5 protein-coding genes and 2 pseudogenes are annotated in these 5,745 nt (G+C 67.9%); 5 read left to right on the top strand and 2 right to left on the bottom strand.

Annotation, left to right across the window (positions count from 1 at the left end):
- A pseudogene (locus OS124_RS0114355) lies at positions 1-542 on the bottom strand (glutamine-synthetase adenylyltransferase); the annotation flags it as partial.
- Between the two features lie 82 nt (positions 543-624).
- Here OS124_RS0114355 and OS124_RS0114350 point away from each other — a divergent pair.
- From OS124_RS0114350 to OS124_RS24760, 5 genes and pseudogenes are all read left to right on the top strand, one after another.
- Complete coding sequence (locus OS124_RS0114350; RefSeq protein WP_010140424.1) at positions 625-1,098, top strand: YbaK/EbsC family protein; 474 nt, start codon at positions 625-627, stop codon at positions 1,096-1,098.
- A 102-nt stretch (positions 1,099-1,200) separates the two neighbouring features.
- Complete coding sequence (locus OS124_RS0114345) at positions 1,201-1,698, top strand: DUF2852 domain-containing protein (protein WP_010140423.1); 498 nt, start codon at positions 1,201-1,203, stop codon at positions 1,696-1,698.
- Between the two features lie 194 nt (positions 1,699-1,892).
- Positions 1,893-2,342, top strand: a complete 450-nt coding sequence (locus OS124_RS0114340; protein ID WP_010140422.1) for an RDD family protein — start codon at positions 1,893-1,895, stop codon at positions 2,340-2,342.
- Between the two features lie 422 nt (positions 2,343-2,764).
- Positions 2,765-3,586: an arginyltransferase gene (locus OS124_RS0114335; RefSeq protein WP_010140420.1), complete on the top strand. Its 822-nt coding sequence runs from the start codon at positions 2,765-2,767 to the stop codon at positions 3,584-3,586.
- Positions 3,587-3,707: 121 nt separating this feature from the next.
- A pseudogene (locus OS124_RS24760) lies at positions 3,708-4,104 on the top strand (VOC family protein).
- Positions 4,105-4,355: 251 nt separating this feature from the next.
- On the opposite strand, the gene OS124_RS0114325 reads toward OS124_RS24760, so the two are convergent.
- A partial coding sequence (locus OS124_RS0114325; RefSeq protein WP_010140418.1) for a TRAP transporter large permease subunit occupies positions 4,356-5,745 on the bottom strand: 1,390 nt, incomplete at its 5' end.

Raw genomic sequence — 5,745 nt, 5'->3', positions numbered from 1 at the left:
CAATCGAGGTCGATGTCGGAGCTGTAGTTCAGCTCTCCGGCGCCCATCTTGCCCATGGCCAGCGTGACCAGCCCGCACCCGGTGGCGAGGTCGCCCTCGTCCATGCCGGGCAGCTTGCCGCGCTTCAGCTCGGCAGACAGCGCGGCGCGCAGGGCGACGCCGGTGGCGAGGTCGGCGAAATCGGTCAGCGCGCCGGTCACCTGCTCCAGCCGCCAGGCGCCGCCCAGGTCGGCCAGCGCCACGATCAGCGCCATGCGCCGCTTGCCGCGCCGCAGCTCGGGCCCGATGGCAGGGTCCAGCGGCTCCAACGCCTGCAGCCGCGCACCCTCGTCCGACAGGGCCCGCATCGGGGCGGCCAGCGCCCCGCGCAGCCAGTCGGTTTCCTTGCCGATCAATCCTGCGAGATAGGGGGACGAGCCCGCCGTGCCGCGGATCAGTGCGGCAAGGTCGCCGTCGAGGTCGGGCATCAGCGACAGCGCCTCAGCCCCCCTCTCGGGATCGAAGGGACGCGGCAGGCGGGTCGGTATCAGGCGATCTTCCATGGCGCGACGTTGCGCAGATCGGGGCCTCTGGTCAATCCCCGCCGCCCGCGCCATGCTGCCCGCGCAACGCGAGGAGACTGACATGAGCAAGAGCCTGAAGCGGGTGCGCCGCGCCCTGGAAGAGGCCGGGATCGCCGCTGAGATCCAGGAAATGGGCCAGACCCGCACCGCCGAAGAGGCCGCCGCCGCTGCCGGCTGCACGCTGGACCAGATCACCAAGTCGATTATCTTTCGCGGCGAGGAGAGCGGCGAGGCGATCCTGTTCCTGACCGCCGGCGGCAACCGGGTCGATGCGGCCAAGGCTTCGGCCGTTGCCGGAGAGCCGCTCGGCAAGGCGGATGCCGAGCTGATCCGCGCCCAGACCGGCTTCGCCATCGGCGGGGTCAGCCCGGTCGGACACCTCAACCCGATCCGCGCCTTCCTCGACCCGCGTCTGCTGGAGTTCGACCGGATCTGGGCCGCCGCAGGCACTCCGCGCCATATCTTCCCCATGGACCCGCAGGTTCTTCCGCAGATCACCGGCGCTCAAGTAGCTGATTTCATTTCCGAAAATTGATCAATGTAAAAAACATTCACATACCCCCTTGCAGGACCGCCCCGTGATGCCAATCTATTCGATGTGAAAGACATTCACATCCATTCACGAGGAGACACCGAGATGACCGCCACCACCGCCCACATGCATGAACAGCACGCGCCTGCCCGGCGCAGCTGGCTGGGTCGCACGGAGGACTGGCTGGACAGCAAGGGCAAGGGAGCCTGGATCGCCGCGATGGTGCTGGGCTTCGTGTTCTTCTGGCCGGTTGGCCTCGCCATTCTCTTCTACATGATCTGGGGTAAGCAGATGTTCGCAAAGTCCTGCCGCTCGGGCGGTCACGCCCGCCACCACATGCACAGCATGCGTCGCGCCGGTTTCGCGGCGATGAAAAGCTCGGGCAACACCGCCTTCGACGCCTACAAGGAGGAAACCCTCCGCCGGCTGGAAGATGAACAGGAGCAGTTCGAAGCCTTCCTCGAGCGCCTGCGCGCCGCCAAGGACAAGGCCGAGTTCGACCAGTTCATGGACGACCGTGCCCAGAAGGCCCGCAACGAGCGCAACGCTCCCTCGGGTGACGACGACCAGCGCGCCGCGCCGAGTCCCTACGCCGAGATCTGATCCGGCACCTCTGACCGCCCCGGCCCCTTCGGGCCGGGTCCGAAGATGCCGAAGGGCCCGCGCCTCTGCCGGGCCCTTCCGCCCCGACGCCCCCCTTCCTTCCTTTCTTTTCTTCCTTTTCCCGCGGCCCCGCCGCCCCATATGCTTGTCCGACACGCCGGCAGTGCCGGCCCGGATCTTCAGTGAGGACCCCGATGCATTCCGCCTATCCCGCCCCCCTGCCCGACCCCGACTACGTCCCCGAGGCCTATGACGGCGTTGCGATGAAACGCGCCCTCGCATGGGTCGTCGACATGCTGGTGATCTTTGCCATCTCGGCCCTGACCATCCCCTTCACCGCCTTCATCAGCATCTTCTTCTTCCCGGCCGTCATGCTGCTGGTCAGCTTCCTCTACCGCTGGATCACCGTCGCCGGTTCCGGATCGACCTGGGGCATGCGGCTTTTCGGGATCGAGTTCCGCCACATGGACGGCGGCCGCTTCACCGGCCAGGACGCGCTGCTGCACGTGCTGGGCTACACGGTCTCGCTGGCGATCTCGCCGCTGCAGCTGATCTCGGCGCTGATGATGTGCTTCACGCCCTATGGCCAGGGCCTGACCGACATGGTGCTGAACACCACCGCCGTGAACACCAGCCGCGTCTGAGCTTGTCCGGGCCGACAATGGTTGGGTCGACAATGGTTGGCCCGAACATGGCTGGCCCGAACACGGCTGGCGCGTCACGGTCAGGCCCCTTGCGGTTGGGCTGAGCAGGGCCGGCATGTCTCTGCCGGCCTGACACCGGCAAGGCGCGCCGGCCCCGCAGGCCCTGTCGCCCCCCGCTTTGCCCACCCCGGCCCAGGCGCGCCCCGACCGCCCCGGCCCGAGTTTGCCGCGGCCCTCCGGCGGCTTCCGGCCCGGGGGCTTGGCGGCGAAGAGCAAGGTTGCTATCGTTTCATCAACAGGTTTGGTGTCATTCTCCGCCGGACCAGATCCCGTCAACCCCGCCCCGCCGGCCGCCTTCGCCAAGATGCCAGAGGTTGCCGGCGGATTATCGTTGGAAATCAGCCCCCTCCCCTCACAGGCCCATGCGTCATTCGCTTCCGCTCGCCCCCCAGTTCTACGTGACCGCGCCGCAGCCCTGCCCCTATCTCGAGGGCCGGATGGAGCGGAAGCTGTTCACCTCCCTGCAGGGGGATTCGGCCGAACAGCTGAACAACACGCTGTCCAAGCAGGGCTTCCGGCGGTCGCAGAACGTGCTCTATCGGCCAAGCTGTGCCGATTGCGCCGCCTGCCTTTCGGCCCGGATCGACGTGGCGGCCTTCACCGCCTCGAAAAGCCAGCGCCGGGTGCTGAAGCGCAATCGCCACCTGCAGCGCCGCGCCACCTCGCCCTGGGCGACGGAAGAGCAATACGCCCTGTTCCGCCGCTATCTCGACCAGCGCCACGCCGATGGCGGCATGGCCGACATGGATGTGTTCGAATTCGCCGCGATGATCGAGGAAACGCCGATCCGCTCGCGCGTGGTCGAATATGTCGACGACAGCGGCCTGCGCGCGGCCTCGCTGACCGATGTGCTCGATGACGGCGTGTCGATGGTCTATTCCTTCTACGACCCCGAGATGGAGCGCAACTCGCCCGGCACCTTCCTGATCCTCGACCATATCGAGATCGCACGGCAGGCCGGGCTGCCCTATGTCTACCTCGGCTACTGGGTGCCCGGCTCGCCGAAGATGGGCTACAAGTGCAAGTTCTCGGGGCTCGAGCTTTATCACGAGGGGCGCTGGCAGAAGATGCGCCAGCCCGCGGAATACGACGCGACGACCCATCCCCTGAAGAGCGATCCGATCGCCGAGCAAGTGGCCAATATCACCCTGCCCGACGCCCGCGCCCCCGGCAGCCGCCGCTGATGACCGCCCGTCCAGTGCCCGCCTGCCCGATGCCCCCGCGTCCGATGTCCTCGCATCATGTGTCCTCGCGTCCTGTGTCCTCGTGTCTGGCCGCCCCGCGCCTGCGGGCAATGGCGCGCTGATGCCCTCCCGCCTGCATGCCGTCACGCTGGTGGTGCCGGACTACGACGCGGCGCTGGATTTCTACATCGGTGCCCTGGGGTTCGACCTGATCGAGGATATCCCCCTTTTCACCTGTCAAACGCTGGGTGCTCATTGCGCCGCCGGGCGGCGGGACGCGCCTGCTGCTGGCCCGCGCCGATGGCCCCGCGCAGCAGGCTGCCATCGGCAACCAGACCGGCGGCCGCGTCGGCTTCTTCCTCGAAACCGATGACTTCGCACGCGACCACGAGGCGATGCTGCGGGCTGGCGTGACCTTCGAGGAAGCGCCACGGGACGAGCCCTACGGCCGCGTCGCCGTCTGGCGCGATCCTTTCGGCAACCGCTGGGACCTGCTGCAGTTCGCCCGCGACACGTAGAGAGGAAGGTGGGTTTCACCCACCCTACGCAACGTCCCGCTTCGGTCGACTGCGCGGGCCTCGTCGCAAGCCTGGGGCGGCGGCCACCTGCCCCCTCACCGAAAGCACCGTCCTACCGCGCCCGGGACCGATCCGCGCCATCGGCGTAGGGTGGGCTTCAGCCCACCTCCCCCCCCTTCGTGGACCCGCCCTCCATGAAAAAGGGCCGCGAGGATCTCTCCCCACGGCCCTGTCCCGTCTCACCTTTCCGCTCAGCGGCCCAGCAGGTCCGGCACGATGGTGACGATGCCCGGCACGAACCACAGCAGCGCCAGCCCCAGCACCTGGATCAGCACGAAGGGCACGATCCCGCGGTAGATATGGCCCGTGGTGACGCTCGCGGGCGCCACCCCGCGCAGGTAGAACAGCGCGAAGCCGAAGGGCGGGGTCAGGAACGAGGTCTGCAGGTTCACCGCGATCATGATCGTCACCCACTTGGGATCGAAGGTACCGCCATAGATGACGGGCCCGACGATCGGGATGACGATGTAGATGATCTCGAGGAAGTCCAGCACGAAGCCCAGCACGAAGAGCACCAGCATCACGATCAGGAAGACCTGGAACTCACTGTCGAAGCTCTTCAGGAACTGCTGGATGTAGTGCTCGCCGCCGAAGGAGATCACCACCAGGTTCAGCAACTGGCTGCCGACGAGGATGGTGAAGACCATCGAGGTGACCTTCGCCGTCTCGCGCACGATCTTGCCCAGCACCGAGGTGCGCAGCAGCACCCAGCCGGCATAGATCAGCCCGAAGCCCGCGAACATGAAGCAGATCGCCGCCGCCAGATAGGCCAGCCAGCTTTCCACCGTCACCACGGTCTGGTTCACCCGCAGGTCGAAGTTGGCCCCCAGCAGGATCATCACGATCAGCGCCAGGGTCGACCAGGTGATCACCCAGGGGTCGCGCCCCTCGTCCTTCAGCTTCCGGAAGGCAGCCAGCAGGATCGCCCCCCCCGCCCCGAGCGCCGCCGCGGGCGTCGGGTTGGTGATGCCCCCCAGGATCGAGCCCAGCACGGCGACGATCAGCACCAGCGGCGGGAAGACGACGCGGATCAGCTCGTTGGTGGCCAGCCGCGCGGCCGCATGCCGGCAGGCCCAGAGCGCGGCGGCCAGCGGCAGCGCGATAATCAGCAGGCTGACACCGGGCGAGGTGGTCGGCGCGATGAACAGCACGTCCAGCAGGGCCACCAGGGCCAGTGCCCCGCCGCCGATCAGCAGCGGGCGGGGATCGTCCGCGGGGCGCACGCCCCGCGCCGCGGCCAGCACCAGCCCCAGCAGGACGATGATCGTCGCGATGCCCGACCCGACAGGTGCCGCGGCCGAGGCCTTGGCGGCGATGGCGGCCTCGATCTCTTCGGCCGACAGTTCATGGCCCTGCTCGACACCCCCCGCGGCCATGATGGCCCGGGTCTGCTCCAGCGCCGTATCCCACTTGGCCTGCCCGTGCAGCTCGATCATCGCGGCCTGGCAGGTCTCGCTGACATTGGTACGCAGGATCGCGCCCTCTCCGCCCTGGGCGAAGTTCGAGACGCTCAGGTCCTGGCTGCCGACCAGTCCGACCTGGCCCAGCACCACGGTGCCGACGATCAGCACGGCGGCACGA

It is taken from the genome of Oceanicola sp. S124 (assembly GCF_000220565.1).
Classification (GTDB): domain Bacteria; phylum Pseudomonadota; class Alphaproteobacteria; order Rhodobacterales; family Rhodobacteraceae; genus Pseudooceanicola.
Note: the sequence above shows the minus strand (reverse complement) of the source record. Positions and strands in the feature narration are given on the sequence as shown.

What these genes read in the sequence shown, in the direction of transcription:
- OS124_RS0114350 (WP_010140424.1), top strand. Translation starts at nt 625, where the DNA reads ATGAGCAAGAGCCTGAAGCGGGTGCGCCGCGCCCTGGAAGAGGCCGGG.
- OS124_RS0114335 (WP_010140420.1), top strand. Translation starts at nt 2,765, where the DNA reads ATGCGTCATTCGCTTCCGCTCGCCCCCCAGTTCTACGTGACCGCGCCG.
- OS124_RS0114345 (WP_010140423.1), top strand. Translation starts at nt 1,201, where the DNA reads ATGACCGCCACCACCGCCCACATGCATGAACAGCACGCGCCTGCCCGG.
- OS124_RS0114340 (WP_010140422.1), top strand. Translation starts at nt 1,893, where the DNA reads ATGCATTCCGCCTATCCCGCCCCCCTGCCCGACCCCGACTACGTCCCC.